The following is a 23,836-nucleotide window of genomic DNA, read 5'->3' as shown; positions in this document are numbered from 1 at the left end:
GTTGGTGCAGCTCCCGAATTTTCGCTGTCGATCGTCACGGAATCAGCCCCTCGGAATTGACTGCCTTGCGTACCTGCTCGGCAAGATCGTTCACGGTCGATTCCGGATCGATGTTTCCTACAGGGTTCAGCGTGGCAGTGATGAGCGTCGAAATACTCTGATAGGCAGGAGAAACCGGACGAACCGAAGCGGTGTCCAGGCTGTCGCGAACCTCACGCCACGCCGGGTACGCCTCCTGGAACGCCGGGTCGTCGTACAGGCTCTCGAGAGTCGGCGGAACGCCACCGGCTACCGCGTTGTTGCGCTGATTCTCCTCGTTACGCAGACAGGTGAGCGCCTCGAACGCGAGGTCCGGATGCTGGCTGGTCTTGGCCACCGCTACGTTGAAGCCACCGATCGTGACCTCGGCCGGCTTACCCTCGATCACCGAGGGATACGGAGCGGCAAGGAAATTCCGTTCTCCGTTCACCGTGAGCACCGTGTTTCCGGTGTTCTCACTGGTGACGTTGCCCTTGTCGTCGATGTACGGCAGATCGCCCTTCTCGGCGTTCTCCATGATGCCGGGCAGCACGAACGGCCAGTTGACCTGGAAGGCAGATTTGCCGCTCTCCATACCCAATCGCGACGACGCTTCATCCCCCTGCGAGATCGAGGGATCCGCACCCTTCGCGGTAGCGACGCGCTTCATGACGGTCAGCGCCTGCTGGGCAGCATCACCGTCGGCCACCGTCACGGTTGTTCCGTCCGGCCCCACCACCGATCCGCCGGCACTGGAGAGAAGGGTGTTGAACCAGACCATCAATCCTTCGTATTGCTTGCCCTGCACACCGATCCAGCTGGGGCGCCCCTCCGCGGCCAGGCCTTCGGAGACGTCGATCATCTGATCCCAGGTTTGGGGTGGTTGCCCGTCCGGCATCAAATCCTTTCGATACCAGAGCAATTGGGTGTTGGTGTTCAATGGCGCCGCATAGAGTTGGTCCTGCCACTTCGCCGACTCCAGCGGACCCTCGAGAGTCCCGTTGCTGACCTCGGCCGCCACGTCGTCAGGAAGCGGCAATGCCCATCCGGCTTCGGCGAATTCGGCAGTCCACACCACGTCGAGCGTCATCAGATCGAGCGACTTGTCATTACCGGTCAGACGCCGAGCCAACTGAAGTCGCTGGTCGTCGGCACCCTTGGGCAGCGTTTTCTGCTCGACCCGGTACGCGCCGTTCGACGCCGCCGAACAATTGGCGGCGGCCTCCGCATACTGCTCGGCGCCGTCGGCGGCGGTGTAGAAGGACAGCACCACGCCGTCGTCATTGTCTGATCCACACGCACTGAGCAAGGGCGCCAACAACAATGTCGCCGCGCCGAGCAGCCCCACCCTCAATTTCTTCTTCTGCCCCGCCTGCAATCTCTTGTTCTGCACAGCCGTCCTCCTCGGGCGGCGAGACGGCACAGTCGATTCGGCTGGCCGACGCACCACACATCGGCACTTTTCCCGGAGAAGGGACCTATTTCCTTGTCCGGCAAACGGTCACGGGAAGCGAGTACTACCTCGCCCGCGTGTACATAAAGTAACCGAGATCACACAAGTTGGCAGCCCGAGCGAGAATGTCAGATGGCGAGCTTGGCGAGCAGGTCGCGCGCCGACTCCGCCGTCTTGGGCTCACACAGTACGTCGTAACGTCCGGCGACCAACTGCATCGTCGAGGCGAAGTCCCGCTGCCCACGCGTCGCGGCGTACGGGATGGTCGTGGAGATGACACCGAAGATGATGCCGCCCACGATGCCCGCGATCAGCGGAGCGAGGAACCCGCCGGTGACGATTCCGAGCACCAGGCCGAAGAAGACACCCAGCCAGGCACCGGAGACGATGCCACCACCGATCACCTTGGCCCACGTCAACCGGCCGAGAACTCGCTCGACCTGCATCAGGTTCACGCCGACGATCGTGACGTCCTGAACCGGGAATTCTTGATCGGAGAGGTAATCGACTGCGCGCTGCGCCTCGGCGTAGGTGGGGTACGACCCGATGGGCCATCCCGAAGGCGGTGTCGGCAACGCTCCACGGCGCGACCCATTCGACGATTGACCGAGCGGATTGGACATGGCTGGCTGCGCTCCTCTTTTCGGGCACGTCATCCACGCGGACGACGCAAGTACATCTACCCCTATTGTGCCCTTTACAGACCTGATTCGTTCGGCTATGCGAGCGTCAGGCGTGTTCGGGCGGCGTGAATTCCGACGTGCGCGTCATCCCCGCTGCGCGGCCCTTGGCCGAAATCACCAGTGCCATCTTGCGACTCGCCTCGTCGATCATCTCGTCGCCGAGCATGACGGCGCCCCGCCCTCCTCCGGCGGCCGAGGTGTGGAACGCGTACGCGTCCAAGATGAGTTCTGCACGGTCGTAATCGGATTGGCGCGGACTGAACACCTCGTTGGCCGCCTCGATCTGCGTGGGATGCAGAACCCACTTGCCGTCGAAGCCGAGCGCTGCCGTCCGCGCCGCCGACCGAGTGAAAGCCTCGACGTCGCGAATCTGGAGGTACGGACCGTCGATCGCCTGGACGCCGTGTGCACGTGCGGCCATCAAGATGGTCATCAAGATGTGGTGATACGCGTCACCGCGGTCGTAGCCGTCCGGTTGCTCACCGACGACCAGAGTTCGCATGTTCAAGCTCGCCATGAAGTCGGCCGGGCCGAACACGAGTGCCTCGACGCGGGGACTCGCGGTGGCGATCGCGTCGATGTTGGTCAAGCCGATCGCGTTCTCGATCTGCGGCTCGATTCCGATCTTGCCGACCTCGAGACCGTTGGCCTTCTCGACCTGCGTCAACAACAAATCGAGTGCCTGGACGTGACTCGCGTCGGGAACCTTGGGCAGCAGAATGGCGTCCAGATGCGCTCCGGCGCGGCCTACCACCTCCACTACGTCGGCATACGTCCATTCGGTGGTCCAGTCGTTGACCCGGACGACCTTGACCTGTTTGCCCCACCCGTCCTCGGCCAGCGCGTCGCCGATCGACTCTCGTGCCGCCTGCTTCGCCAACGGCGCCACCGCGTCTTCGAGGTCGAGGAAGATCTCGTCGGCGGGCAATCCCTTCGCCTTGTCGATCATCTTCCGACTGCTGCCGGGAACTGCCAATACCGATCGACGGGAACGGTTGCGTGAAGTCATTGCGGACTGCCCTTCTCGATTTTCGGTGGCGCCGTTGCAGATTTTGACGCTGGACGAATTAGCCTTGCAATCATGGCAGCAGCAGGCAAGGTATTTGCAGCCAGGCTTGCCGGCCTGGTTGTACTCGGCCCGGACGGCGAATCGATCGGTCGTGTGCGCGACGTCGTCATCACGGTCCGTATCGGACGCCAGCAACCGCGGGTTCTCGGTCTGGTGATCGAAATGTTCACGCGCAAACGCATTTTCGTTCCGATGCTCCGCGTGACAGCCATCGAGCCGAGTGCGGTCACCCTGACCACGGGCAACGTCAGTTTGCGGCGCTTCAACCAGCGGCCGGGTGAAGTACTCGCGCTGGCGCAGGTACTCGATTCGCATGTGCGCGTGGACGACCCGGAACTCGAGGAGCTTCACGGCGTCGACACGATAGTCGTCGACCTCGGGATCGAATCGACGCGAACGCGAGACTGGGTCGTCTCGAAGGTCGCGGTTCGCGGCCATCGCGGACGCCTCGGTCGACGCGCGGCGATTCACATCGTCGACTGGCAGCACGTCGCCGGCCTCACCCAGAGCGATCTCTCGCTCCCCGGCCAGGGCGTAGCTCACCTCCTTCTGCAGTACGAAGGGATGCGACCCGCCGATGTGGCCAACGCCATGCGCGAACTGCCGGAGAAGCGCCGCCACGAACTGGCCGTGGCGCTCGACGACGAACGCCTCGCCGACGTCGTGCAGGAACTGCCGGCGGACGACCAGACCGATCTGCTGATGCACCTGGAAGTCGAACGTGCCGCCGATCTACTCGAAGCGATGGATCCCGACGACGCCGCCGACCTGTTGGGCGAGCTGCCCGAGACCGAAGCCGAATCACTGTTGCAGTTGATGGACCCGCAGGATTCCGAACCTGTTCGACGCCTGCTCGAGCACTCCCCGGACACTGCCGGTGGTCTGATGACGCCCGAACCGGTGGTACTGACGGCCTCGACGACCGTCGCCGAGGCCCTTGCCCGCGCCCGCAACTACGACGTGACCCCGGCGCTGTCGAGCATGGTCTTCGTCGTACGTCCGCCGACGGCGACTCCGACCGGGCGGTATCTCGGCTGCGTCCACTTGCAGAAGCTTCTCCGCGAGCCTCCCGCCAGCCTGGTGGGCGGAATACTCGACACCGACATGCCCCGGTTGGCGCCGGACGACTCGCTGGCGTCGGTCACCCGATACTTCGCGACCTACAACTTGGTGTGCGGGCCGGTCGTGGACGACGAGAACCACCTGATCGGGGCCGTGACAGTCGACGACGTGCTCGATCACCTCCTGCCGGAAGACTGGCGTGAGGATTACTCCGACGACGAGGAACTACTCCGATGAGCGAACGGGCGTCGAGCACGACCGCACGGCAACGACTGGAAACGCCTCGCGGAAGCCGCCGGTTCAATCTCGATTTCGACGTCGAAGCTGTCGGACGCGTCAGTGAACGCATCGCCCGCTTCCTCGGTACCGGGCGTTATCTCGCGATCCAGACGATCATCGTGATCGTCTGGATCCTGATCAACGTGTTCGCGGTGGCTCTGCAGTGGGACCCGTATCCGTTCATCCTGCTCAACCTCGCCTTCTCCACCCAGGCTGCCTACGCGGCGCCGCTGATCCTCCTGGCCCAGAATCGTCAGGAGAATCGCGACCGGGTCTCGCTCGAGGAGGACCGCTCACGCGCCGAGCAAACCAAAGCGGACACTGAATTCCTCGCTCGCGAACTCGCGGCGCTGCGCATCGCCGTCGGCGAGGTCGCCACCCGCGACTACCTGCGGCGGGAGCTCGAGGAGATCAAGTCGATCCTTGCCGCCGACGGCGAACCGACCCCGAAGAAGAAGCACCGTGACTCGAATACTGCGAAACAAAGTCACAACTAGCTGAGCGTTCGCTGAGTTTTGCTGCACGCACCGTGACCGATATGTAACGTAAGTCACAGCAGGATGGATTATCACGGTGGGTACTCCGAGGCGGGAGCACCAGCAAAGGGGAATCGTGCGAGTACGCGGAATGATTGCAGCATCCACACTGGTGGGGGGACTGCTTGTCGTAACAGGTCCAGCAGCCCTCACGGCCGGAAGCGCACCATCCGGCGGGTCGCAGGTCCCCATCGCCCTCGCAGGCTCCGCCTCCGTTGCGCAGCCGGACTCTGTCGACTTCCTCCCGACGCCCCGCACCGTCCGAACGCAACGATCGGCCCCACCCAGCGATACGGTCGCCGGCGCTCCGGCAGCGCCCAACGCTGCGGCCGTCGTCCTCACTTCTCTGGGCATCCCCGAGATCGTTCTGAACGCGTACCGATCCGCCGAACTGGTGATGATGACCGAGGCGCCGGGCTGCGGCATCCCCTGGCATCTCCTGGCCGGCATCGGACGCATCGAATCCGGTCACGCCAACGGCGGCAAGACGACGTCGGTGGGTACGACGGTCACCCCGATCCTCGGCCCTGTCCTCGACGGACGGCTGGCAGGCAACGAAGTCATTCGGGACACCGACAAGGGAGCGATCGACGGAGACCCGACCCACGACCGCGCTGTCGGGCCGATGCAGTTCATTCCGGCCACCTGGGCCGGTTATGCCAGCGACGGCAACGGGGACGGAATCAAGGACCCCAACAACGTCTTCGATGCGGCGCTCTCGGCAGCGAAGTACCTCTGCAGCGGCGGACTCAACCTGCGCGATGTCGCCCAGGAGACCAAAGCTGTTCTGCGGTACAACAACTCGGCCGCCTACGCGGCAAACGTGATCATGTGGTCGACGGCATACAAGAACGGTGTCATTCCTTCCGGTCAGCTCCCGTACACCACCGGCATCAACACCGGCAGCTCGGCGATCAACGCCGCCGCCTCGGCAGACTCCGCCGCTTCGGCCGTTCTCGCCGCTGCTGCAGCTACCGACCCGGCGGCAGGCGACAAGGAATCTGCGTCGACGACTCCGACCACCACCCCCCCTCTCTTCCCAGGCCTGCCCGACATGCCCGCGCTCTCACCCGAGATCCAGGCACTGATCCCGCCGGGAGTAACGCCGACCAGCCCCACTCCGGGACCCAACGCCGCCCGGAACGCGGCTCCCGGTCCGATCATCCCGCTCCCCGTCCTCACCTCACGGGGTCTCGTCTGGCCGATTCTGACGGCTGAGGGATGGCGCTGGCCCGACGACATGTGCGTGATCCTTCCGGATCCAGCAGCACTCGACGCCTTACAGGACGGCATCCTTCTGCCGTGCACGGTCCCAGGAATGGCAGTAGCCGCCACCACCGACGCAGCGCCCGCGGAATCTTCGCCGCCGGCTGCCCCGTCGCCTGAGCCCGCTCCGTCACCCGCACCGGCCCCCGCACCGGAACCGGCCCCGGCTCCGGCATTCGCGCCGTTCTTCCCGGGCCTTCCCGGCATGCCCGCTCTGTAACCAAAAAATCACGAAAGAACAGTGCATATGCCCCAAACTGCCCTTCCAGATCACGGTTGAATAACGGAAGCGCAACAAATCAGGTAGCCTCGACTCCGTCAGTTGAACGGAAAACCTCCTCGCGGAGGTTCAGGAGGCATACACAGTGGGTCGGCACAGCAAGAAGACAGATTCGCACATCCGTCGAAATTCGGTCATCGCGCTCACCGGACTCATCCCTATCGGACTCGTCACCGCAGCCAACACGGCCGGCGCCGCTCCCAAGGTTCCGTTCTTCAACACCAGCTCCGCCGAAACGGTGGACACTGCCGCGCAAGCCACGCAGGAACCGCAAGCGCAGATTCTGCCCGCCGTCGAAGCAATCGCCGAGCCCGCTCCCGCCCCCGCGCCGGAACCCGCGCCGTTGGCTCCCGTGCAGGCGACTCCCCCGCTCCCAGCCTCCATGGCCGAGGGCGCACTCGGAATCCCGAGCGTGAGCGTCGCCGCATACCAGAACGCCGAGCGGATCCTCGCCGTCGAGAAGCCCAACTGCAACATGCACTGGACACTCCTCGCCGGTATCGGCCGCGTCGAATCCGGCCACGCCAACGACGGCAAGGACGCCGACGCGAACGGCAACCTCTACAAGCCCGTGATCGGCCTGCCACTCAACGGCAGCCTTCCCGGCCAGGCCGTCATCATGGACACCGACGGCGGCGCCCTCGACGGCGACACCGTCTACGACCGCGCGGTCGGCCCGATGCAGTTCATCCCGTCCACCTGGAACCAGTACGCCGGCGACGGCAACGGTGACGGAATCGCCGACCCCCAGAACCTTTTCGACTCCGCACTGACCACCGGCAAGTACCTGTGCGACGGCGGACTCAACATGCAGGACGTAACCCAGGTTGCCTCCGCGATCCACCGCTACAACAACTCGGCCGCCTACGTTGCCAACGTTCTGGCCTGGTCGCTCGGGTACTCCACCGGCATCGTGCCCGCCGCATCGGACCTGCCGCGCATCCACTGACCTACCTGGACTTACCATGGAGTCATGTCTGTACTGACCGAGTCCGACGTTCGCTCCGCGCTCGCGCGAGTTCTGGACCCAGAGATCCGCAAACCCATCACCGAGCTGGGGATGGTCAAGGGGATCTCCCTCTCCAGTGACAACAGCGTCGACATCGGCATCTATCTCACGACCGCCGGTTGCCCGATGCGCACCGAGATCACCGAACGCGTCACCAAGGCCGTCGCCGACGTCGCCGGGGTCGGTGCGATCCGCGTCGAACTCGACGTCATGGACGACGCCCAGCGGACCGAGCTCCGCAAGTCGCTTCGCGGCGATTCCGCCGAACCCGTCATCCCGTTCGCCCAGCCGGGTTCACTCACCCGCGTCTACGCCGTAGCCTCCGGCAAGGGTGGCGTCGGAAAGTCCAGTGTGACAGTCAATCTCGCGGCAGCAATGGCCGCGCGCGGGCTGTCTGTCGGCGTACTCGACGCGGATATCTACGGTCACTCGATCCCCCGCATGCTCGGCACCGACGCCAAGCCCACTCAGGTCGAGCGCATGATCATGCCGCCGGTTGCACACGACGTGAAGATGATCTCCATCGCGCAGTTCACCCAGGGCAACACTCCTGTCGTCTGGCGCGGACCGATGCTTCACCGCGCGCTCCAGCAGTTCCTCGCCGACGTGTTCTGGGGCGATCTGGACGTGCTGCTTCTCGATCTGCCGCCCGGCACCGGTGACATCGCCATCTCGGTGGCTCAGCTCATCCCGAGCGCCGAGATCCTGGTCGTCACCACACCGCAGCAGGCCGCTGCCGAGGTCGCCGAGCGAGCGGGCGCCATCGCCCTGCAGACCCGCCAGCGCGTCGCCGGCGTCGTCGAGAACATGTCGTGGCTCGAACTTCCCGACGGCACCCGCATGGACGTCTTCGGCGAAGGCGGCGGGCAGACCGTCTCCGATCGCCTCACGAAGGCCGTCGGCGCCAAGGTTCCGCTTCTCGGACAGATTCCGCTGGACCCGTCCGTCCGCGAGGCCGGCGACGCCGGGACGCCGATCGTCCTCAGCGCTCCCGATTCACCCGCTGCCATCGCGCTCAAGGACATCGCCGACAAGTTGGCCGTCCGTCAGCGCGGGCTCGCCGGAATGTCGCTCGGTATCAATACGGTTCGCAACCTGTAGAACCCCCCTCATACGAAAGGGCGCCTGTCACCGATCGGTGACAGGCGCCCTTTCGTATGTCGAATCTAGGTTGCGTCGAAGTCCACAGGAGGACGTTCGCCCGCGGTGAGTGGCTTGTCCTTCGACAGCGTCTTCGGCTCCTGCACTCCGCTCTGCGGCTTCTTGTCGAAGTTGCCCGTGAAGATGGAGTCGTCGCCGTCGAGGAGGTGCTGGGTGATCACGGCGCGCGGCGTCATTCCGCGCAGCTTGTTCAGATCTGCGAGTGGTTTACGCAGATCCTCGAAATCGGTGCCCAGTTCTTCCTTGAGCTGATTGGAAGCGCCCGAAGCATATTCGCGCACCTGCCTCAGGGACTTCGTGACCCAGGAGACCGCACCAGGAAGCCGCTCAGGTCCCAAAATGACCAGAGCCGCTACGAGGAGGATCATGAACTCGCCCCAACCGATGTTGCCAAACACAGGGTCAGCCTACTGTGTGCTCGCTCGGTGCGCGCATGTCCGGATCAACCTCACAGGAAGATCGCAGGGTCCGATCAGTCGGACACCGGCGTGACCGAAATGTCGACCTGCCGTCCGTCGCGGATCAACTGGACGTTGACCGGCTGATCGACGGTCGTCGCGTTGACCGCAACCACCAGTTCGTCGGCACTCGTCACCGGTCGGTCACCGACCTTGACGATGACGTCACCCTCGACGATTCCCGCACGTTGAGCTGGGCTGCCGTCGCGGACGTTGGCCACCGCAGCACCGCTGGTCGCGTCGTTGACCGCGGTGCGGGCATTCACGCCGATGTCGGGGTGATGAACCTTGCCGTCGCGAATGATGGTCTGCGCCACCTCGGTGACCGTATCGATCGGAATCGCGAAGCCGAGCCCGACCGAACCACCGGACTCGCTGAGCATGGCCGTGTTGATACCGATGACGCGGGCTTCGTCGTCGACGAGTGCACCACCCGAGTTGCCGTGGTTGATCGCCGCATCGGTCTGGACGGCGTCGATGACGGCGTTGGTGTCGGTGCCTTCACCCGACAAACGCAGAGGCCGGTTCAGCGCACTGACGATTCCGCGGGTGACGGTCTTGCTCAATCCGAGGGGTGAGCCGACGGCGACGACGTCATCGCCGACCTGAACATCCTCGGATTTTCCGAGCTGAGCGACCGTCAGATTGTTGGCCGACACCTTGAGCACCGCGAGGTCTGTCTTGACGTCACGTCCGACGATCTGGGCATCGGTCTTGGTTCCGTCGGAGAAGATCACCTGGATCTTCGCGTCCTGAGCGGGCGGTACGGCCGAGGAGATCACGTGGTTGTTGGTGACGATGTATCCGGCGCCGTCGATGACCACACCGGAACCCGTACTGCCCTGGTCACCGACGGCGACCTGAATCGACACCACGGAAGGCAGCACTGCGTCGGCGACCTTTGCCACCTGCGACTCCGGCTGTTCCCCGCCGCCGGATTGAACGAGCGTGACACGTGAGCTGGTGAGTGAACTGCGATCGGCGGTGATGACAGTGGCAAGCAAGCCACCGACAAGAGCGATGACAAGTGCCATGCCCGCAAGCGCGGCCAGTGCCGAGGGGGCGACCTTGCGACCGAACAACAGCTCACGCACGTCGAGCTTCTGGGCGGGAGGCAACCGCACCGGCGCCTCGGACTCTGCAGGCTTGCCCAGCGAGACCTCGGATTCAGGATCGCGCCACGGATCACGCGGGGGTTCTTCGTCGGGTGTGTTGTTCGCCGACGCCTCGGGATCGCGACCGATCGACTCGGTGGCGTCAGCGGGTCGACCGAACGCTTCGGCCAGAACCGGGTCCGGATTCCCGATCACGACGTCGGAAGACGGGGTCGATCGCGTGGCAATCGGAGTGAACGAGCCCTCGACTCCACTCGGCCGACCGAACACCTGGCGCGAGGCCGGATCGATCTGAGGTCGGTACACCGGCCGGGGGTCGAGCACCGGCGCATCTGCCGGTCGATCCGCCGAACCGCTTGCCGAAGAATCCGAGCTCACTCCGGAGTGCCCCCTCTTTCCGTCAGTCACGTTGTCCAGTATCACTGATCCGTGCCGGGAAGCTGGCGCGCGGCGTCATTTGCGCCAGCGCGCGCGGCGTCATTTGCGCCAGCGACGGGACAACCGCTTGCTGATGGTGGAAAAGCCTGCGGGCTGATTGCCGACGGAACCGTCGGCGTTTTCCGAATTGGGTCCGGTGGTCGGACTGTTGCACGAGGGAATCTGACTGAGAAGTCCAACCAGGGACAACGGCATCGTCATCTCGCCGCTTCGACGCAGCGCACCACGTGCCTGCTGCTGAGCATCGACGGCCGCAGCGCACTCGGCGCAGATCGAGATGTGATGCGAGGCCCGCAAGTAGGCCTGCATTCGGAGTTCTCCGTCGACGTAGGCAGCGATTGCCTCGCTGGCCAGATGTTCGGTCGAACCGAACTGGCGATGTGCCCGCGCCTCCGTCATTCGTCCCTCCAGGTGATTGACCACGTCCCGCTCTGTAGCTCGAACCCGACCGTCAGAAACCGACGAGTTCGGATTCGGCTGCGCGCTGCGCTGCCAGATGATCACGAATCGCCTGTCGCCCACGATGGATACGGCTACGAACCGTTCCGAGCTTCACTCCCAGTGTGGCACCGATTTCCTCGTACGACAGACCTTCGATGTCACAGAGCACAACAGCGGCGCGAAATTCAGGTGCGAGTGAGTCGAGTGCGGCCTGCAGACCTGCGTCGAGGCGCGCGTCGTGGTAGATCTGCTCGGGGTCCGGACCGGGTGAGGGAACGCGGTCGTAGTCCTCGGGCAGCGCTTCCATACGGATGCGGTTGCGTCGGCGAACCATGTCGAGGAACAAGTTTGTGGTGATGCGGTGCAACCAGCCCTCGAAAGTTCCGGGCTGATAATCGGAGAGCGAGCGGAACACCCGAATGAAGGTGTCCTGCGTCAAGTCCTCGGCGTCCTGGGCATCGCCTGACAACCGGTAGGCCAGGCGGTACACCCGGTCACCGTGCTGACGCACGAGTTCGTCCCAAGACGGCATGGAGGACTTCTCACCAGTTGCATCGAACACAGCAGTGCCGATCAATTCGGAATCCACAGCCGATTCCGTCGTCAAAACTTCCGACTCTCGAGGGCGAGGCTCGTCGTTGACCTGGTAAATAAGTTGATCCTCCTGCTCGGGATCGCGTAGTTCGATCACCGCGTTGTCCGAATCACGTAGTGCGCGATATTCGGGAGAACCAGCCGTTGCTGTGATTTGTTCCCGATCACCGAGCTGCGAAAGACCAACTTGGTAAAAATCGATACCGCCGTGCGATCTTCGATCCGGCGATGTATACACCTTTTCTCATCGCGGTGTGCACGCCATATGAGGAGCCTGAGGGATTCCTGAGAATCCTGGTGACTGCGCGCCTTGCAGCGACAATCCGAACCGCCCGATAACCTCATGAGCGTGACCCACGCCGAACAGATACTCCGCCACGTCGAGGACGTTGTTTCCGAGGACGAGATTTTGACCGCGGCGCGAGATCGAGCGCTGGATCTCGGAGCCCATCCGGTGACGCCCGCCGTCGGTGCGACGCTCGCGATGTTCGCGAGGATGCTCGACGCGAAGACGGCCGTCGAGGTGGGTACCGGAGCCGGCGTGAGCAGCCTGTGGCTTCTGCACGGCATGCGCGACGACGGCGTCCTGACCACGATCGACAGTGAGCCCGAACACCAGCGGGCGGCCAAGCTGACCTTCCGCGAAAGCGGAATCGCTCCGGCACGCACTCGCCTGATCAACGGACGGGCTCTCGACGTACTTCCCCGGCTCGCAGACGGCGGCTACGACCTGGTGTTCGTCGACTGCGCCGCGATCGACCACCCCCACTACGTCCGCGAAGGTGTCCGCCTGCTGCGCTCCGGCGGTGTCATCGTTCTGCACAACGCCCTGGCCGACGGCCGCGTTGCCGACAGCTCCGCTCGCGACGCGACAACGGTTGCGGTCCGAGAAGCAGCAAAGGCCGTGACCGAGGACGAGCGACTCATTCGAGTCCTCCTCCCCCTCGGCGACGGCCTCCTCTGCGCGAGCAAGCTCTAGATCCAGACGCCCTTACCGATGGCGACGACGCCACCCTGACTGACGGCAAATCGTTCGCGGTCACGTTCGAGATCGACGCCGATGATTTCGCCGTCACCGACCACGACGTTCTTGTCGAGGATCGCGCGCCGCACGACGGCGCCCTTGCCGATGCGCACACCCGGCATCAGCACGCTGCCCTCGACGGTCGCACCGTCCTCGATCATCACGTTGGAACTGAGTACCGAATTGCGCACGGTCGCCGCGGACAGGATCGACCCCGCACCGACCACCGATTCCTGCGCGAGTCCGCCCTTCACGAACTTGGCGGGCGCGAGATTCTCGGTGGCGCCGCGGATGGGCCAGCGACGGTTGTAGAGATTGAAGATCGGGTGCACCGACACGAGGTCCATGTGAGCGTCGTAGAAGGCGTCGAGGGTACCGACGTCACGCCAGTAACCGCGGTCTCGATCGGTGGCGCCGGGAACGACGTTGTCCTTGAAGTCGTAGACCGATGCCTCACCCGCCGCGACCAAGGCGGGAATGATGTCTCCGCCCATGTCGTGGTCGGAATCGGAGTTCTCGGAATCAGCGCGGATGGCGTCCACGAGCACCTTGGTGGTGAACACATAGTTACCCATGGACGCGAACGTGGAATTTGGGTCGTCCGGTGTCCCGGGAGGATGGGCGGGCTTTTCCAGGAACTGCGTGATGCGTCCGGACTCGTCACTGTCGATGCAGCCGAAAGCGAAAGCCTCACTTCGCGGTACACGAATACCCGCGACCGTCACGCCTGCCCCGGATTCGATGTGGTGCTGCACCATCTGTTCCGGATCCATCCGGTACACGTGGTCGGCACCGAAAACCACGATGTACTCGGGGTCCTCGTCGTAAACGAGATTGAGCGACTGCAGGATTGCGTCGGCACTGCCGGTGTACCAGCGCGGCCCGAGCCGCTGCTGGGCCGGGACCGGAGTGATGTACTCACCCGCGAACCCGGACAATCGCCACGTCTGCGAAATGTGACGGTCGAGTGAATGTGACTTGTATTGCGTCAACACACAAATACGCAGATATCCCGCGTTGACAAGGTTGCTCAACACGAAGTCGATAAGTCGATATGCACCTCCGAAGGGCACTGCGGGCTTCGCTCTGTCCGCGGTCAGCGGATACAAGCGTTTGCCCTCGCCCCCGGCGAGCACGATTCCAAGCACATGCGGCTGGCTTCTCACACCGCTAACCTATCCGCACTGGTGAACTCCCGCTAGCGAAGCAGTCCGAGAGGTCCGATCGTGTCCCCCTCCGAACGGTCGGGGATAACGCGATCGGTAGCCGGATCGACCACGGGCGGTTAGGTTTAGCGCGTGCGAGTCGCGATGATGACCAAGGAATACCCGCCGGAGATCTACGGCGGTGCAGGAGTACACGTAACCGAGCTCGTCGCTCAGATGAAGCGGTTGTGCGAGGTCGACGTGCACTGCATGGGCGCCCCGCGCGAAGGCGCGATCGTCCACTCTCCCGACCCCGCTCTCGCCGGATCCAACCCAGCCTTGACGACGCTCTCCACCGAGTTGCGGATGGCGGACGCCGCGGCCGGTGTCGACATCGTCCACTCCCACACCTGGTACACCGGACTGGCCGGGCATCTCGCGTCGGCTCTCTACGACGTGCCGCACATCCTCACCGCGCACTCACTCGAGCCCAGACGCCCGTGGAAGGCCGAACAGCTAGGCGGCGGCTATCGGATCTCGTCGTGGTCCGAACGCAACGCCGTCGAGCACGCAGACGCGATCATCGCCGTCAGTTCAGGTATGCGACTCGACGTCCTCGACGCGTACTCCGCTGTCGATCCGAGTCGCGTTCACGTAGTGCGCAACGGAATCGACACCGAGGTATGGCATCCCGGGGGATCTGCGCCGGGAGCGCCGTCCGCACTCGCGTCGATCGGCGTCGACCCCGCAAAACCCATCGTGGCCTTTGTCGGACGGATCACTAGGCAGAAGGGCGTCGGGCACCTCGTCGCGGCAGCACACCACTTCGACCCGGAGATTCAGCTCGTGCTGTGCGCCGGCGCTCCCGATACGCCGGAGATCGCCGCCGAAACGGAGAAGGCAGTGGCCGAACTCGCCAGACATCGGGGCAATGTCTACTGGGTACGCGAGATGCTCCCGACCGATCAGATCAGGGAAATACTCTCGGCAGCAACGGTATTCGTCTGCCCTTCGGTGTACGAGCCCCTCGGAATCGTCAATCTCGAAGCCATGGCGTGTGAGACCGCCGTGGTCGCTTCCGATGTCGGCGGTATCCCCGAGGTGGTCGCCGACGGCGTCACCGGACGACTCGTGCACTACAACGCCTACGAGCCGAACGCATTCGAGGAATCACTCGCTGCCACCGTCAATGCCGTTGTCGCCGACCGAGAAGGCGCCGACGCGATGGGTCGTGCGGGCAGAATCCGTGCTATCGACGAGTTCTCCTGGGCCGAAATCGCCAAGCAGACGCTCGAGGTCTACGCGGACGCCGTCACGAGACGCTGATCCGCGTCAGATCTTGCGATAGGTCGAGACCGTCGCCGACGCGGTGACGGTGCTCGGCTGCGGCAGCTTCGCCACGGCGGCAGCCAGATCGGCGGGCATCAGGTGCCTCGCCGACGGTCCCATCCCCACCAAGTCGAGGACGTCCTGGTGTGAGAGTGACATCGTGAACTCGACCTCGTCGCTGCTCACGCGCTCGAACAAGCCGGCCATCGACGATTCGAGACGTTCCACCTTGCGATCGTCGACCTTGACCATCTCGAGAATGTCGATCAGCTCGCGCAGATGCCTGTCGGTGGGCGTCAGGACCACCAGAACGCCGTCATCGGCGAGAACTCGATGGGACTGCGGACCGTTGCGTGGAGCGAACACACAGAGCACGTGGGAGAGCACTCCGTCTCGAATCGGAAGTGGTTGCCAGACGTCCGCGACGATCGAGCCGATCCTTTCGTGGATCTTCGCCGCTCGCCGTGCCGCGAACTTGGACACGTCCAAGGCTATTGCCCGAGAATCAGGCAGCGAATCCACGACGTGTGCGAGGTATTGTCCTGTGCCTGCACCGATTTCGACGATCCGCGCAGGATCCGCCCCTGCCGTCGTCGCGCAGGCCCGGGAAACGGCATCCATCAGCGGGCCGAAGTGGCCGGCGCCGAGAAGTCGTGCACGCGCGGCGATCATCTCGGCACTGTCGCCGGTGAACTTCGTGGCACCGCCACTGATCAGGCTCACGTAACCCTGGCGAGCCACGTCGAATCGATGTCCGCGATCGCACTCGGCGGCGCCGTCCACCAATTCCAACTCAGCAGCGCACTGCGGGCAGGACAGTAGATCGACCACGGCGGCAAGCATTGATCCGTCCTTTCGGCTACCGGCGGTGCGCACACTTCAGGCCCCGTACCGAAACGGATACGGAGCCTGCGTGCAATCACGTGCTGTTGTTCGTACTGCTACAACCTGGACCCGACTAGCTGGTGACGTTCGTGAGTTCCACACCGAGCGCTGCAGCTTCATCCGGGGTCAGCTCGACGACGAGGCGTCCGCCACCCTCGAGTGGAACCCGCATGACGATTCCTCGTCCCTCTTTGGTTGCTTCGAGGGGACCGTCCCCGGTCCGGGGCTTCATGGCCGCCATCCTCTGCTCCCTCCAGATCTGCGCTGCATTGCTCTGCGCCTCGACTAACGGTGCGCCCCGCCAACAATCAGCGAGGCTCGTACCCTCCATTGTTCCCTATGGATGCAGGAACCGGGAATCTGAGTCACATTTAGGGGTGTTCAGTCGACCGTCACACCTGCGCCGGAACCCAGCAATCAGCCACGTGATCGTCGACCATTCCGGTAGCCTGCATGAGCGCATAAGCCGTGGTAGGACCCACAAACTTGAACCCGCGTCGCTTGAGTTCCTTAGCCATGGCAGTCGACTCGGGAGTGACCGCCGGAACCTCTGCAATTGATGTCAGTCGTCTGGTGCGTCGAGGCGGCGAGAACGACCAGAGTAACGAATCGAGGTCCAGATCGGGTGAATTCACGAGCACTCGGGCGTTGGAAATCGTCGCCTCGATCTTCGCGCGATTGCGGACGATCGCGGCATCGGAGAGCAATCTCTCCACATCCGCAACTCCGTACGCTGCGACCTTGTCCGGATCGAACCCGTCGAAGGCTTCGCGGAACGCCTCGCGTTTGCGCAGAATCGTGATCCAAGAAAGCCCCGATTGGAATGCTTCGAGGGCGAGCCGCTCGAACAGTTCGTCGCGCCCGTGTAGCGGACGCCCCCACTCCTCGTCGTGATAGTCGCGGTACAGCGAGTCACCGGGCGTCTCGACCACCCAGCCGCACCGAACCAGTCCGTCTGCCATCAGCCCTGGGAATCCTTCGCTTCGGATTCGGTCTCAGGCGCCTCCTGCGTTGCTTCGGCCTTGGCCGGAGCATCCGCCTTCACCAGAACCTCGGACTTCTCGTCACGGCCCAGTTGCGCACGCAGAGAATCGATTTCCAACCCGAGGCGATGCAGGGCCCAATCCACTTCACTCGCCTTGTATCCACGCAACACCTGCTGAAAACGAAGAGCGTCGACGTCCGCCCCGGTGACGTCCTCTGCCGGGAGTACGGTCGCCGTCGTGCCAGGAGGCAGCGGCGGCAGCTCTTCCGAGCGCCCGAACACAGCGCTGGCGGCGAGGAAGATCATCGCGCCGACCAGTGCCATGACAATCAGGTACAGGAGGATCGTCATCATGAACCGATACTCCCATACCCGAGTGTGAGCGGTCAGACCCCCGCGGTGCGCACTATCGAATTCATCGGGGGTCGATCGAGTAGCGAAACCTCAGTGGTCTCGGGCACGAAAGAATCGCCGTCGACCAGGAATTGGGTCAACCCGGCACCCGAATCCTCGATCCCGCACCGCCGGAGCATCGTTCCGATGATCTGCCGGCTCATCACGCCGAGGTCGGCGAGCGGCCGGTTGCGATGCTTGCGCACACCGAGATTGACCTGACCGATCGCCGCCAGCCCCAACGTGTCGTACGTGTCGAGCAGAAGGCCGATCTCGACGCCGTAGCCGGGCGCAAACGGAACAGCCGACAGCAGCTCACGGGTGCCCGCGTATTCACCGCCCAATGGTTGCAGTACCGACGTGAGTTCGGGCCGCAGCGCAGCCAACATGGGCCGCGCAACCAATTCCGTGACTCGTCCGCCGCCGTTGGCGTCCTCCGTGCCGCTCACGCGCAGCGGACGGCGGTAGTAGCCCTTCACCAGATGGATGCCGTCCACCGTGAGCAGCGGCCCCAGCAGTTTGGGCACGAACGCCGGATCGGGATTGATGAGATCGGAGTCGACGAATGCGATCAGATCGCCGGTCGTTGCGGCGACCGAACGCCACAGCACCTCACCCTTGCCCGCGGTCGGCGGGATGGACGGGACTGCGCTCTCACGACTGATCACCGTCGCCCCCGCCGCGCGAGCACGCTCGGCGGTACGGTCGGTCGAACCGGAATCGAGAACGATCAACTCGTCGACCAAACCACCGAGCAACGGGTGAATGGTGTCGACCACCGCAGCAACGGTGTCCTCTTCGTTGAGCGCGGGCAACACCACCGAGACGGTTCGGCCACCCTTCGCCCGTTCGAGTTCGGCGACCGTCCAACTCGGATGGTCCCAACTGTTGGCTTCTGCCCATACGCGGGTCGGGCCCGCACCGGTGATGCTCATGCCAGACCTCGAACCGTACGTACCGGGGCACGTCGTCCTTGGATCGCGGCCACCATGTCGACTACTCGACGGGTGGACGCCACCTCGTGAACACGGAACACCCGGGCGCCGCCAGCCGCGGCCATTGCTGTCGCTGCCAATGTTCCCTCCAACCTCTCGGAAAGCTCCACACCAAGAGTCTCCCCGATGAAGTCCTTATTACTCAGCGCCATCAGCACTGGCCACCCGGTGTTTACAAGAACGTCCACTTTCCGCAACAACTCGAGCCCGTGGAAGGTGTTCTTGCCGAAATCGTGAGTGGGATCGATCAGAATCGCGTCACGCGGCACTCCGAGTGCCAGGGCGCGTTCTGCCGCCGACACAACCTCGGTGACCACATCTGCGACGACGTCGTCGTAGCGGACACGGTGCGGGCGGGTGCGCGGAACCGCGCCACCCGTGTGCGAGCAGACGATGCCGGCACCAGTCTCGGCGGCAACCACAACGAGGTCGGGATCCGCACCCGCCCACGTGTCGTTGATCAGGTCGGCGCCTTCGCCGCGTGCCAACCGCGCGACGCCGCTCCGCCAGGTGTCGACGCTGATGATCAGCTCGGGGTACTTGGCTCTGATCGCGGCGACGAACGGAACCACCCGCCTGACCTCTTCGTCGGCGTCGACGAGGTCACCGGGCCCGGCTTTCACTCCCCCGATGTCCACCAGATCGGCGCCCTCGTCGACGGCCCTGTCGACGGCAGCCATCGCTGCCGAATCCGAGAACGTCGCGCCCTGGTCGTAGAAGGAATCGGGAGTGCGGTTGACGATCGCCATCACCAATGCACGGTCGACCGCGACCGGACGCCCACACAGGGTGGGCGCCGGACCTGGCTGCGCGGTCGAACCGGAGAGTGAAGACATGCCACTCATACTGGCATGACGGAACTCGGTCTAGCCCTTGGGTACCGAGCCCGCCGCGACCTTTCCGACGTATTCGTCGTACGAGTCCACGTAACCACCCTCGCGGCCTTCGAGAACGTGCAGAGTGTCGGCGCCGACGTCGTAACCCTCGTTGCGCAATTCCACCTTGCGCGACTTGAAAGTGCTGGTGTGTTCGAGTGAGTCGACGATGCGGATGAACAGCGGGACCGCGTAGTTGGGGAGCTTGCCGTAGAGGTGAGCCGCGACTTCACTGCCCTCGAAACTCTGACCGTCCCGTAGCTTCACCGCCGCCATGCCCGCACGACCGTCGGTGCCCGGAATCTCGACGCCGTAGACAACCGCTTCCTCGACGGCTGGGTGCGAACTCAGTGCGCCCTCGACCTCCGTGGTGGCAACGTTCTCTCCCTTCCAACGGAAGGTGTCGCCGAGGCGGTCGACGAAGGCGACGTGGCCCCATCCCTGCTTGCGCACCAGGTCTCCGGTATCGAACCAGGTGTCGTCGTCCTTGAATCCGCCGCGCACCAGCTTGCTGTTGCTCGCGGCTTCGTCGGTGTAACCGTCGAAAGGCGCTCGGTCGGTGACCTTCGACAGCAGGAGCCCGACCTGACCCGTGGACACCTTGCGAAGGCGACCGTCGGCTCCACGCAACGCTTTTCCGGTGTCCTCGTCGAACTCCACGACGGCGTGCGGCAACGGACAGATGCCGGCCGTCTTGTCGACGTTGAGTGCGTTGACGAACGCGATGTTGCATTCGCTGGCACCGTAGAACTCGGCGACGCGGGGAATGCCGAAGCGCTGGGTGAATTCGGCCCAGATCTCCGGGCGCAGACCGTTACCCACCATCAGCCGAACCGCATTGTCGCTGTCGGTCGGTTTGACCGGCTGGTTGAGCAGATAGCGGCACAGTTCGCCGATGTAGGTGAACGCGGTCGCCTTGTTGAGTGCGATGTCGTCCCAGAACCGCGAGGCGGAGAACTGACGACCGATCGCGATTGTCGCGCCGGACGCGAGCACCGAGGACAGCGAGACCGTCAACGCGTTGTTGTGGTAGAGCGGCAGGCAGCAGTACAGAGTGTCCGAGCCGCGCAAGCGCACACCCATCAACCCGAGGCCCGACATCGACTTCAGCCAACGGAAGTGAGTCATCAAGCTGGCCTTGGGCATTCCCGTGGTACCCGAGGTGAAGATGTAGAACGCCTTCTCCTTCGCAAGCACCTCGGCGGTGACCGCCGGATTGGCGGCATCAGCCGTCTTCGCCAGATCCGCGAGTTCACTGACGAGAAGCTGCTTCGGTCCGGTAAACCCCGCCGGCAAGGATTCGAGGGCCTCTTCGCACTCGTCGGCGACCACCAGGACGCGCGCGTCGAGCAGCGTAAGGCTGTGTGCCAGAACGTCGTCGCGCTGGTTGTAGTTCAGCATGCCCGCTGCCGCGCCGAGTTTGACGGCGGCCAACGCGATCAGCAGGGCTTCGGGGGTGTTCTTTGCCAGCACTCCGACGACGTCTCCGCGGTCGACTCCTCGTCCGCGGAGGACGTCGGCGTAGCGGTTCACCAGTTCGTTGGCCTCCGCGTAACTGGTCGCGTGGCCCTCGAACCGGATGAACGGGCGCGACGGGTGCGCGTGCGCGGCCTTCTGGAAGATCAACCCGATCGATTCCTTGGCCGAAGGCTTGCGGGTGAGCCCGGCGGCCCCCCGCGCCAGGATCGGCACCTCGGTGATCATCGACGGCAGTTTTGCCGCCAGATCAAGCAGGCCGACGGTCGAACGGGCTTCCGAACTCATGGCTCCCCTAACACGTATCCGGCGCCCATTCGGCCGCCCAGTCTGCGGCCACCTTACTGCACGGTAATAAAGCCCGCCATGCTCCAGGTCAGGGTTTCACGCAGGCGTCTGATCAGGATCTGACGCACGCGTCGAGCGCAGCCTCGACGTCCGTCCGCACCAACAGAGTGTCCAAAGCCTGACGCCCGACGAAGCCGGTCCCGTCGAGCTTGTTCAACCACTCGAGCAGGCCGGTGAAGTGCCCGACGGGATCGAGCATCACCACTGGTTTCTCGTGCATTCCGAGGTAGCCGGCGGTCCACGTCTCGAACAGCTCTTCCAGCGTCCCGATTCCGCCCGGCAGCGTGATGAACGCGTCGGCGTGATCTTCCATCAGCTTCTTGCGCTCGCGCATGGTGTCCGTGACGATCAGCTCGTCGGCATCGACGTCGGCTACTTCCTTGTGCACCAGGGCCTTCGGAATGACGCCGACGGTCCAGGCGCCCGCCGCGCGGGCCGACTCGGCGACAGCGCCCATCATCGAGACGTTGCCACCGCCCGAGACCAACTGCCATCCGCGTCGACCGATCGCGGTTCCCACTTCTGACGCCAATGCCAGGAACGATTCGTCCACCGGACCCGACGCGCAGTAGACGCAGATCGAGTACTTCTTGTCGGAATCGGTCACCATTCTTCTTCTTTCCCCAGATCTGCGGCCTCGTCGACGCCCTTGTCGGCGTTGAGGACGATTCGTACTGCTTCTTCCACACTGTCGGTGACGTGCAGCAAGTTCACGTCGCCCTCGGAAATCTTGCCGTCACGCTCGAGGGTGCCGCGAATCCAGTCGACGAGTCCGGACCAGTACTCGGTACCGAACAGGACGATCGGGAAGCGCGTGACCTTGTGGGTCTGCACCAGGGTCAGTGCCTCGAACAGCTCGTCGAGTGTTCCGAAGCCACCCGGCAGGCAGATGAATGCCTGGGAGTACTTCACGAACATCGTCTTGCGTGCGAAGAAGTACCGGAAGTTGATTCCGAGATCCACCCACTCGTTGAGACCCTGCTCGAACGGCAGCTCGATGCCCAGACCGATCGAGTATCCGCCGGCCTCGCTGCAACCGCGGTTGGCAGCTTCCATGACTCCCGGTCCACCGCCGGTGATGACGGCGTATCCGGCTTCGGCCAACGCCGTTCCCAGCTCACGGCCGGATTGGTACTCGGGATGATCGACCGTGGTGCGTGCCGAACCGAACACTGTCACCGCACGCGGGACCTCGGCGAGTGCGCCGAAACCTTCGATGAATTCGCTCTGGATACGCAGCACACGCCACGGATCGGTGTGTACCCAGTCCGTGGGTCCGCGCTTGTCGAGCAAGCGCTGATCGGTCGTGGTCTTCTCGTCCTTGCGCTTGCGTCGAAGCTGAACGGGCCCGCGGTGCTTGATCGACGAGCTCTGCTTCTTCGAAGCCGAATTCTTCTCTGGTGCCATGCGGCAAGGCTAACGGTCAGGCCGACAGATACTTCCTCAGCACGGCCGCGACGTCGGTGATCTGCTGCACCGGAACGTGCTCGTCGCGCTTGTGTGCGAGGTTCGGATCACCCGGTCCGTAGTTCACGGCAGGAATGCCGAGCGCCGAGAACCTGGACACGTCGGTCCACCCGTACTTCGCACGGAACTGACCACCGGCCGCCTCGATCAGGGCGGCAGCGGACGGGTTCGCCAAGCCAGGCAGCGCGCCGGGCGAGGAGTCGGTGACCTCGAATCCGAGGCCCAGGCCGTCGAACACTTCGCGCACGTGCGACTCGGCTTGCGCCTCGCTGCGATCGGGCGCGAATCGGAAGTTGACGTCCATCTCGGCTTCGTCCGGGACGACGTTTCCGGCGACCCCGCCAGAAATCCGCACCGCCGACAAACCTTCGCGGTAGCCGCAACCGTCGATGTCGACCGAGCGCGGCTGGTAACTCGACAACCGCTCCAACGCACCGCCGAACTTGTGAATGGCGTTGTCCCCCAGCCAGGACCTGGCCGAATGTGCGCGAGTTCCCGAAGCCGTCAACCGAACCCGCATCGTGCCCTGGCACCCGGCCTCGATGAAACCGGCCGTCGGCTCACCGAGAATTGCGACGTCGGCCGCGAGCCATTCCGGGATCTCGCGTTCGATTCGTCCCAGGCCGTTGTACGTCGCGGCGATCTCTTCGCAGTCGTAGAAAACCAGGGTCAGATCGTGGGCCAGGTTCTCGATGGTGGCCGCCAGGTGCAGAAAGACCGCATCGCCCGACTTCATGTCCACGGTCCCGCAGCCGTGCAGGATGTCGCCGTCACGCCGCGAAGGAACATTGTCCGCGATGGGCACCGTATCCAGATGTCCGGCGAGCATGACGCGACTGGGCAAACCACGCGAGGTCCGCGCCAACACGGCGTTGCCGTTGCGGATGATCTCGAAGCCCGAAGTCTGCTCGCGCAGCGCATCCTCGACGGCCTGCGCGATGACGGATTCGTCGTGCGAGACGCTGGGGACGTCGACCAGGGCGGCCGTCAAGTCGATGGGGTCCGAAGCAAGATCGAGGATGCTCACACGCACCAGCCTAGGCCGGTGCACC

25 protein-coding genes are annotated in these 23,836 nt (G+C 64.1%); 7 read left to right on the top strand and 18 right to left on the bottom strand.

Annotated features, from left to right (window positions below; translation table 11 throughout):
- Positions 1–34: 34 nt before the first annotated feature.
- The 3 genes from AC2ETI_RS19260 to AC2ETI_RS19250 all read right to left on the bottom strand — a co-directional run bounded on the left by AC2ETI_RS19260 (position 35) and on the right by AC2ETI_RS19250 (position 3,163).
- Positions 35–1,372, bottom strand: a complete 1,338-nt coding sequence (locus AC2ETI_RS19260; RefSeq protein WP_483634281.1) for an ABC transporter substrate-binding protein — start codon at positions 1,370–1,372, stop codon at positions 35–37.
- Positions 1,373–1,599: 227 nt separating this feature from the next.
- Positions 1,600–2,094, bottom strand: a complete 495-nt coding sequence (locus tag AC2ETI_RS19255; protein WP_003945065.1) for a general stress protein — start codon at positions 2,092–2,094, stop codon at positions 1,600–1,602.
- A 106-nt stretch (positions 2,095–2,200) separates the two neighbouring features.
- Positions 2,201–3,163, bottom strand: a complete 963-nt coding sequence (locus AC2ETI_RS19250; protein WP_020908461.1) for an HpcH/HpaI aldolase/citrate lyase family protein — start codon at positions 3,161–3,163, stop codon at positions 2,201–2,203.
- A 72-nt stretch (positions 3,164–3,235) separates the two neighbouring features.
- Here AC2ETI_RS19250 and AC2ETI_RS19245 point away from each other — a divergent pair, with 72 nt between their 5' ends.
- From AC2ETI_RS19245 to AC2ETI_RS19225, 5 genes are all read left to right on the top strand, one after another.
- Positions 3,236–4,522, top strand: coding sequence for a magnesium transporter MgtE N-terminal domain-containing protein (locus AC2ETI_RS19245; RefSeq protein ID WP_019749352.1), 1,287 nt, complete (start codon positions 3,236–3,238; stop codon positions 4,520–4,522).
- A complete protein-coding gene (locus AC2ETI_RS19240; RefSeq protein ID WP_003945067.1) occupies positions 4,519–5,061 on the top strand; it encodes a DUF1003 domain-containing protein in 543 nt (180 codons plus the stop codon). Before AC2ETI_RS19245 ends, AC2ETI_RS19240 begins: the two co-directional genes overlap by 4 nt.
- Before the next feature lie 115 nt (positions 5,062–5,176).
- Complete coding sequence (locus AC2ETI_RS19235; RefSeq protein ID WP_483634264.1) at positions 5,177–6,586, top strand: lytic transglycosylase domain-containing protein; 1,410 nt, start codon at positions 5,177–5,179, stop codon at positions 6,584–6,586.
- 145 nt (positions 6,587–6,731) lie between these two features.
- A complete protein-coding gene (locus AC2ETI_RS19230) occupies positions 6,732–7,595 on the top strand; it encodes a lytic transglycosylase domain-containing protein (protein WP_003945171.1) in 864 nt (287 codons plus the stop codon).
- Positions 7,596–7,619: 24 nt separating this feature from the next.
- Positions 7,620–8,756: an Mrp/NBP35 family ATP-binding protein gene (locus AC2ETI_RS19225; RefSeq protein ID WP_003945178.1), complete on the top strand. Its 1,137-nt coding sequence runs from the start codon at positions 7,620–7,622 to the stop codon at positions 8,754–8,756.
- 65 nt (positions 8,757–8,821) lie between these two features.
- Here the strand turns inward: AC2ETI_RS19225 and tatB are convergent, their stop codons facing one another.
- The 4 genes from tatB to sigE form a co-directional block, all read right to left on the bottom strand.
- A complete protein-coding gene (gene tatB, locus AC2ETI_RS19220; RefSeq protein ID WP_003945177.1) occupies positions 8,822–9,214 on the bottom strand; it encodes a Sec-independent protein translocase protein TatB in 393 nt (130 codons plus the stop codon).
- 74 nt (positions 9,215–9,288) lie between these two features.
- Complete coding sequence (locus tag AC2ETI_RS19215; protein ID WP_195790733.1) at positions 9,289–10,767, bottom strand: S1C family serine protease; 1,479 nt, start codon at positions 10,765–10,767, stop codon at positions 9,289–9,291.
- A gap of 99 nt (positions 10,768–10,866) precedes the next feature.
- Positions 10,867–11,226, bottom strand: coding sequence for a hypothetical protein (locus tag AC2ETI_RS19210; protein ID WP_020970204.1), 360 nt, complete (start codon positions 11,224–11,226; stop codon positions 10,867–10,869).
- Positions 11,227–11,278: 52 nt separating this feature from the next.
- Positions 11,279–11,875, bottom strand: a complete 597-nt coding sequence (sigE, locus tag AC2ETI_RS19205; protein ID WP_029255812.1) for an RNA polymerase sigma factor SigE — start codon at positions 11,873–11,875, stop codon at positions 11,279–11,281.
- 330 nt (positions 11,876–12,205) lie between these two features.
- Between sigE and AC2ETI_RS19200 the strand changes: the two genes are divergently transcribed.
- Positions 12,206–12,841 (top strand): O-methyltransferase, encoded by a 636-nt coding sequence (locus tag AC2ETI_RS19200; protein WP_007736091.1) that lies wholly within the window; start codon positions 12,206–12,208, stop codon positions 12,839–12,841.
- On the opposite strand, the gene glgC is transcribed toward AC2ETI_RS19200, so the two are convergent.
- Entirely contained in the window at positions 12,838–14,052 is a 1,215-nt protein-coding gene (gene glgC / locus AC2ETI_RS19195) for a glucose-1-phosphate adenylyltransferase (RefSeq protein ID WP_003945185.1), read from the bottom strand. The genes AC2ETI_RS19200 and glgC overlap by 4 nt on opposite strands.
- A 132-nt stretch (positions 14,053–14,184) precedes the next feature.
- Between glgC and glgA the strand changes: the two genes are divergently transcribed.
- Positions 14,185–15,357, top strand: coding sequence for a glycogen synthase (glgA, locus tag AC2ETI_RS19190; RefSeq protein WP_483634263.1), 1,173 nt, complete (start codon positions 14,185–14,187; stop codon positions 15,355–15,357).
- 6 nt (positions 15,358–15,363) lie between these two features.
- On the opposite strand, the gene AC2ETI_RS19185 is transcribed toward glgA, so the two are convergent.
- From AC2ETI_RS19185 to dapE, 10 genes are all read right to left on the bottom strand, one after another.
- The gene (locus tag AC2ETI_RS19185) at positions 15,364–16,203 is read right to left on the bottom strand and encodes a putative RNA methyltransferase (RefSeq protein WP_317558831.1); all 840 of its coding nucleotides are present in this window, start codon (positions 16,201–16,203) and stop codon (positions 15,364–15,366) included.
- 115 nt (positions 16,204–16,318) lie between these two features.
- Positions 16,319–16,486: a DUF3117 domain-containing protein gene (locus tag AC2ETI_RS19180; RefSeq protein ID WP_003945169.1), complete on the bottom strand. Its 168-nt coding sequence runs from the start codon at positions 16,484–16,486 to the stop codon at positions 16,319–16,321.
- Positions 16,487–16,637: 151 nt separating this feature from the next.
- Positions 16,638–17,207 carry a DNA-3-methyladenine glycosylase I gene (locus AC2ETI_RS19175; RefSeq protein ID WP_019749361.1) on the bottom strand — a complete coding sequence of 190 codons (570 nt, stop codon included), beginning with the start codon at positions 17,205–17,207 and terminating at the stop codon, positions 16,638–16,640.
- On the bottom strand, positions 17,207–17,584 hold the full coding sequence (locus AC2ETI_RS19170) for a DivIVA domain-containing protein (protein WP_019749362.1): 378 nt from the start codon (positions 17,582–17,584) through the stop codon (positions 17,207–17,209). Before AC2ETI_RS19170 ends, AC2ETI_RS19175 begins: the two co-directional genes overlap by 1 nt.
- Positions 17,585–17,616: 32 nt before the next feature.
- The gene (locus AC2ETI_RS19165; RefSeq protein WP_019749363.1) at positions 17,617–18,558 is read right to left on the bottom strand and encodes a glucosyl-3-phosphoglycerate synthase; all 942 of its coding nucleotides are present in this window, start codon (positions 18,556–18,558) and stop codon (positions 17,617–17,619) included.
- On the bottom strand, positions 18,555–19,454 hold the full coding sequence (gene folP, locus AC2ETI_RS19160) for a dihydropteroate synthase (protein ID WP_483634262.1): 900 nt from the start codon (positions 19,452–19,454) through the stop codon (positions 18,555–18,557). Before folP ends, AC2ETI_RS19165 begins: the two co-directional genes overlap by 4 nt.
- Before the next feature lie 30 nt (positions 19,455–19,484).
- On the bottom strand, positions 19,485–21,257 hold the full coding sequence (locus AC2ETI_RS19155; RefSeq protein WP_019749365.1) for a long-chain-acyl-CoA synthetase: 1,773 nt from the start codon (positions 21,255–21,257) through the stop codon (positions 19,485–19,487).
- 112 nt (positions 21,258–21,369) lie between these two features.
- A complete protein-coding gene (locus AC2ETI_RS19150; protein ID WP_019749366.1) occupies positions 21,370–21,927 on the bottom strand; it encodes an LOG family protein in 558 nt (185 codons plus the stop codon).
- Complete coding sequence (locus AC2ETI_RS19145) at positions 21,921–22,724, bottom strand: LOG family protein (protein ID WP_003945176.1); 804 nt, start codon at positions 22,722–22,724, stop codon at positions 21,921–21,923. The genes AC2ETI_RS19150 and AC2ETI_RS19145 overlap by 7 nt, the downstream gene beginning before the upstream one ends.
- Positions 22,725–22,740: 16 nt before the next feature.
- The gene (gene dapE / locus AC2ETI_RS19140) at positions 22,741–23,811 is read right to left on the bottom strand and encodes a succinyl-diaminopimelate desuccinylase (protein ID WP_483634261.1); all 1,071 of its coding nucleotides are present in this window, start codon (positions 23,809–23,811) and stop codon (positions 22,741–22,743) included.
- Positions 23,812–23,836 lie beyond the last annotated feature (25 nt).

This window comes from Rhodococcus sp. MurmanLake-1 (genome assembly GCF_056945715.1).
This window is presented reverse-complemented; position numbering and strand designations above follow the sequence as displayed.

Bases quoted from the DNA above. Each gene is read 5' to 3' on its own strand.
- AC2ETI_RS19250 (WP_020908461.1), bottom strand. From the start codon at position 3,163: ATGACTTCACGCAACCGTTCCCGTCGATCGGTATTGGCAGTTCCCGGC.
- AC2ETI_RS19170 (WP_019749362.1), bottom strand. From the start codon at position 17,584: ATGATGACGATCCTCCTGTACCTGATTGTCATGGCACTGGTCGGCGCG.
- AC2ETI_RS19150 (WP_019749366.1), bottom strand. From the start codon at position 21,927: ATGGTGACCGATTCCGACAAGAAGTACTCGATCTGCGTCTACTGCGCG.
- AC2ETI_RS19185 (WP_317558831.1), bottom strand. From the start codon at position 16,203: ATGCTTGCCGCCGTGGTCGATCTACTGTCCTGCCCGCAGTGCGCTGCT.
- AC2ETI_RS19210 (WP_020970204.1), bottom strand. From the start codon at position 11,226: ATGACGGAGGCGCGGGCACATCGCCAGTTCGGTTCGACCGAACATCTG.
- AC2ETI_RS19245 (WP_019749352.1), top strand. From the start codon at position 3,236: ATGGCAGCAGCAGGCAAGGTATTTGCAGCCAGGCTTGCCGGCCTGGTT.
- AC2ETI_RS19155 (WP_019749365.1), bottom strand. From the start codon at position 21,257: ATGAGTTCGGAAGCCCGTTCGACCGTCGGCCTGCTTGATCTGGCGGCA.
- AC2ETI_RS19175 (WP_019749361.1), bottom strand. From the start codon at position 17,207: ATGGCAGACGGACTGGTTCGGTGCGGCTGGGTGGTCGAGACGCCCGGT.
- AC2ETI_RS19145 (WP_003945176.1), bottom strand. From the start codon at position 22,724: ATGGCACCAGAGAAGAATTCGGCTTCGAAGAAGCAGAGCTCGTCGATC.
- AC2ETI_RS19165 (WP_019749363.1), bottom strand. From the start codon at position 18,558: ATGAGCATCACCGGTGCGGGCCCGACCCGCGTATGGGCAGAAGCCAAC.
- AC2ETI_RS19240 (WP_003945067.1), top strand. From the start codon at position 4,519: ATGAGCGAACGGGCGTCGAGCACGACCGCACGGCAACGACTGGAAACG.
- AC2ETI_RS19255 (WP_003945065.1), bottom strand. From the start codon at position 2,094: ATGTCCAATCCGCTCGGTCAATCGTCGAATGGGTCGCGCCGTGGAGCG.
- AC2ETI_RS19225 (WP_003945178.1), top strand. From the start codon at position 7,620: ATGTCTGTACTGACCGAGTCCGACGTTCGCTCCGCGCTCGCGCGAGTT.
- AC2ETI_RS19200 (WP_007736091.1), top strand. From the start codon at position 12,206: ATGAGCGTGACCCACGCCGAACAGATACTCCGCCACGTCGAGGACGTT.
- AC2ETI_RS19180 (WP_003945169.1), bottom strand. From the start codon at position 16,486: ATGGCGGCCATGAAGCCCCGGACCGGGGACGGTCCCCTCGAAGCAACC.
- folP (WP_483634262.1), bottom strand. From the start codon at position 19,454: ATGTCTTCACTCTCCGGTTCGACCGCGCAGCCAGGTCCGGCGCCCACC.